This is a genomic window from Microcystis sp. M53598_WE2 (assembly GCF_030067735.1).
GTDB classification, from domain to species: domain Bacteria; phylum Cyanobacteriota; class Cyanobacteriia; order Cyanobacteriales; family Microcystaceae; genus Microcystis; species Microcystis aeruginosa.
In genome coordinates, this window is the sequence record NZ_JASJFE010000556.1 from 1 (window position 1) to 3,895 (window position 3,895).

4 protein-coding genes are annotated in these 3,895 nt (G+C 46.1%); all 4 read right to left on the reverse strand.

Features of this window, described 5'->3' with window-relative positions; all coding sequences use genetic code 11:
* On the reverse strand, positions 1 to 1,067 hold a 1,067-nt coding region (locus PX636_RS11320; RefSeq protein ID WP_288117237.1), incomplete at its 3' end, for a glycosyltransferase.
* A gap of 140 nt (positions 1,068 to 1,207) precedes the next feature.
* Complete coding sequence (locus tag PX636_RS11325) at positions 1,208 to 2,278, reverse strand: formylglycine-generating enzyme family protein (RefSeq protein ID WP_288117239.1); 1,071 nt, start codon at positions 2,276 to 2,278, stop codon at positions 1,208 to 1,210.
* Positions 2,279 to 2,312: 34 nt separating this feature from the next.
* Positions 2,313 to 3,287: a methyltransferase domain-containing protein gene (locus PX636_RS11330; protein WP_288117241.1), complete on the reverse strand. Its 975-nt coding sequence runs from the start codon at positions 3,285 to 3,287 to the stop codon at positions 2,313 to 2,315.
* A 278-nt stretch (positions 3,288 to 3,565) separates the two neighbouring features.
* The gene (locus tag PX636_RS11335; protein ID WP_004162935.1) at positions 3,566 to 3,727 is read right to left on the reverse strand and encodes a hypothetical protein; all 162 of its coding nucleotides are present in this window, start codon (positions 3,725 to 3,727) and stop codon (positions 3,566 to 3,568) included.
* Positions 3,728 to 3,895 lie beyond the last annotated feature (168 nt).

A 3,895-nucleotide genomic window follows, 5' to 3' on the forward strand; every position in this document is an offset into this window, starting at 1 on the left:
CAACGCTGCTGCCACTGATTTTGGCCGGTGGACAAATCGCCAAAAGTCCAGCGATCGTTCCAGAGAAAATTATTAATAATGGCCACCTCGGCGGCGATAATCTTACTGCGAGTTACTCCCCAAGCGAGGGTAGTGGGATCGCTGAGGAGATAAAATATAGCCATATCGACGAATACGCCACTAAACCCGACTAAACTAAAGCGAAGAAAGCGAGCGAGGGGGAATTGCCAACGCCTTTTCAGTCCGCCGAAACGACCGCGGGAACGCAATTTCAGCAAGTGCAGGATATATTCGATGTATTGTTGCCAGGTGACTTTGCTTTCACCGTCTTGACGCTCTTGGAAAACGTAACCCACTTCTGCGATCCGGTCGATATTGCCGCGGCCGATAACTTCGAGGAGAATTTTATAGCCCATCGGGTTTAAGATCGGGCCCGCGATCGCTTGTCGATTAACCATGAAATAGCCACTCATCGGATCCGATACCCGTCCCACCACATTGGGCAGAATGACTAATCCCAACAGCTGCGCCCCCCGGGAGAGGAAGCGTCGCGTCAGACTCCATTGGCTGACTCCACCCCCTTCCACATGGCGACTAGCCAGGGCGAGATCGGCTCCGGCTCTGGTTTGCTCGAATAATTTTAATAACACTTCCGGGGGATGCTGTAAATCGGCATCGATGACCCCAAGGATGTCGCCCCGTGCCACTTGCCACCCCCGTACCACTGCCGAGGATAGGCCTTTTTCTCCCTCCCGGCGCAGCACTCGCAGCTGGGGATATTCAGCGATTAAAGACGCGGCGACTTCCCAAGTGCGATCGGGACTATTATCATCGACAACGATCAGTTCGTAATCGTTGGGAAGGGCTTCGTCAAGTATTTGACTGAGAATGTTGACTAATTGAACGATATTTTGCCGTTCATTGTAGGTGGGAATGACTAGAGACAGGCTGAGAGAATAATTTTTTTCTGCTTCTAGGTTGCCGTCGTCCGGGGGAGGAGGAGATAAAGGTATCTGTAGATCTCCTGTGGGGGGAGTTAAGAAAAGATGAGACTGCTGTATCTTCATGAAAAATTTGACCTCACTCGCGGTTGATTTAGCTACAAACGCACTGACAACGGCAGAAGATTCTGAATACTTTTGGCCTTTTGGCGATCTACCCTATTGAACCATACCTTTGTCGTCTCTTGGGCGGACACAAGCATTGATTAACCAGTACTATCGGCCATGACTCGTAAACCCAAGACACTGTGGTGTTGATCGGGAAGGCAAAAGGTGCGATTGGCACTGCGTAGGTGCCTAGCTTCATCGCCCCAACTGCCCCCTCGCACTAAACGGGCGGAACGATAACGGGGCTGCAAGCGAGTATCCCTGTCTAACCAAGCACTACCATCGAGGGGCGGGGTTCCCTCGTAATTCCGGTGCCAGCTATCGGCGCACCATTCACCCACGTTGCCGTGCATATCGTAGAGACCGAAATTATTGGGGGCGAAACTGCCCACCGGGGTAGTCCTGGCCAGATAGGCGCTGGCTGGTTCTTCCGCGTAGGGATCATAGACGGCAAAGTAATTGGCCCGCTCGCTGGTGAGGGTTTCCCCGCAGTAAAAGGGGGTGGTTGTGCCGGCGCGACAGGCGTATTCCCAGCGTGATTCACTCGCTAGTCGGTAATCTTTGCCGGTGGCTCGGGAGAGTCGTTGACAAAATTCGATCGCCTCGTACCAGGAGACTCTCTCTACGGGTAAGTTATCACCTTGGAAAAAGGAGGGAGCTGGGTTGAGTTCGAGATTAATTTTGGGTAGTTGGGCGATCGCTCGCCATTGTGCTTGGGTGATCGGGTATTTGCTCAGAAAAAAAGCCGCCGTCGTCAGGGAATTTTCTGGTTTTTCACTGCTAGTATGATCGCCTCTTTCTTCATTTTTCGAGCCGCGTCGAAAACTGCCCCCCGGAATGGCTACCATTTCTAGTTCGCTGCCGTTGCCTAGGGGTTCGCGCCAGGAGCGAGCGCTACCCTGACGGCGATCGATAATTTGCCCTCGACGATCAACGGTGACTGTTTCAAAGCTATATTCTGTCAACTGGAGATTTTGTGAATCTACTGGGCGAATTTGCCGCAAAAATTCCTCTATTGCCTCTATATTCTCGGCACTAGCTTGGTTTTGGTCGGCAGAATAACTGAGCCGAGAGGAGAGAAGGGTAGCTAGTCCGGCACTTCCTCCGGCTAGGGCCGCTAATTTCAGCAAACTACGTCGGTTTAAGAGGGGATTAGGGCTATAGTTCATATTTTTAGGAGACTGGTCTGATATTTAGGCATTTCTAATCTTGATAGAAACGACTTTTTACTAAACAATAGGCTCTTTCATCGCCGTCACGACTGGCGGGATCGGAGTTTTCGGTATTACCTACTGTTATATAATCGCAAATTTCCCAGCCGGTTCGCTGTAAAATTCGGCGTAACCCGGCATTAGAAAAGATCCAATAGTTGGTGGAATCATTATTTGCTTCTAATTCATCGAGTAAATAGGCTAGAGGAATCGCGGAAAGATCGACTCGATTAGCGGTATTACTCACCGTATTAAACTTAGTGACGCGGGTGCTAATCAGGCAATAATTGGCAGATTTTGCTAAGGTTTCGAGGGCATAGTAGGGATTTTTGAGATGGTATAAAATTCCTAAGAAGATGACTAAACTATAGCTTTTTTCGGGAAGGATAAACTGGGAATCTAAGTTAACATCATGAATCTCCACAGAGGAAGAAAGAGCAGTTTTGAGCAGTTTAACTCCTTGCATAAGATTAAAGTTAGTAGGAGCGTAGTCAACCACCTGTACTTTACAGCCCAAAGATTCCAGAAAAAACGCCAGATCCCCATCGGCACAACCAATATCAACAATCGGTTTTTCCGAGATTAATTCCAGGAGAAAACGGTTTTTACCCGTTAATAGTAATTCGAGAATCTCGAAGCAGGTTAAAGTGTTGTAAGGATACCAGCCAAAATTGTCGGGAGCGAGTTTTTCTTTTTCGGCATCCAATTGGACTCGGAACTGCCTGGACTTATTTTTGATGACGCTAATATCGAGCAGTTTGGGACTAATTTCTTGCAGTTCGGGAATGGTTAAGGATAACTGACCTAATCTTTCATAAAGAGCGTTTTTTTCCCGAATCATTTCTTGTTTTTCTTGATTCAAACTCTTCAGATGATCTTTGAGAGAATCTCGTTCTTCAATTAAAGTCTCTCGTTCATCAACTAAGCGAGGATATTTCCAGAACTTAAGATATTTCTTGATTTTCATCTATCAATAGGGAGGAATTAATTTTACTAAGTTAGTCTAGGGGGTGTCTGGCTGTTGGATATTTTTACCAAAACCACTCTAATAATACCATTAATCGGGATCATTTGTCAAGATATTTACCAAAAATTTTGAGGTTTAAAGTCAGCTTATTATTGGCTTTTATCAAAATTAAGCTGAGGGTTTGTGCGGATGATTTGTTTTTAATAATGATAGATTCGCAGTAACTTCCTTAGATAATTTTCCAAGATTTGGGAAAATCTCAACAATGGGGACAGTATTCAATCAAAACAGTGGTGGAGTATTTCGTGGGCATTCAGTCCAAACCAAGCCTCATCTCCGGGCAATCCGGGGAAAGAGGAGAGGTTGACCGTCATGACAGAAATTATATAGATTAAAATTAGAAAACTTAGGTAAATTGGCAAGATTTTAACTTTTTTCATGATCGAAGTTATCCCGCTTACATAATTAAAATTTTTTCTCTGCTTTTTAGACTTATTTTTGACAAATTTAGCAAGTTTGCCAGAGATATATTATCCTACTCGCCAGCTTCTTTGAGATACTGATTGATATGATAATTCGGGTTAACTTGACAAGAGTTCGAGCGCCTG

Coding starts and splice junctions, on each gene's coding strand:
- PX636_RS11325 (WP_288117239.1), bottom strand. CDS start 2,278: ATGAACTATAGCCCTAATCCCCTCTTAAACCGACGTAGTTTGCTGAAA.
- PX636_RS11330 (WP_288117241.1), bottom strand. CDS start 3,287: ATGAAAATCAAGAAATATCTTAAGTTCTGGAAATATCCTCGCTTAGTT.
- PX636_RS11335 (WP_004162935.1), bottom strand. CDS start 3,727: ATGAAAAAAGTTAAAATCTTGCCAATTTACCTAAGTTTTCTAATTTTA.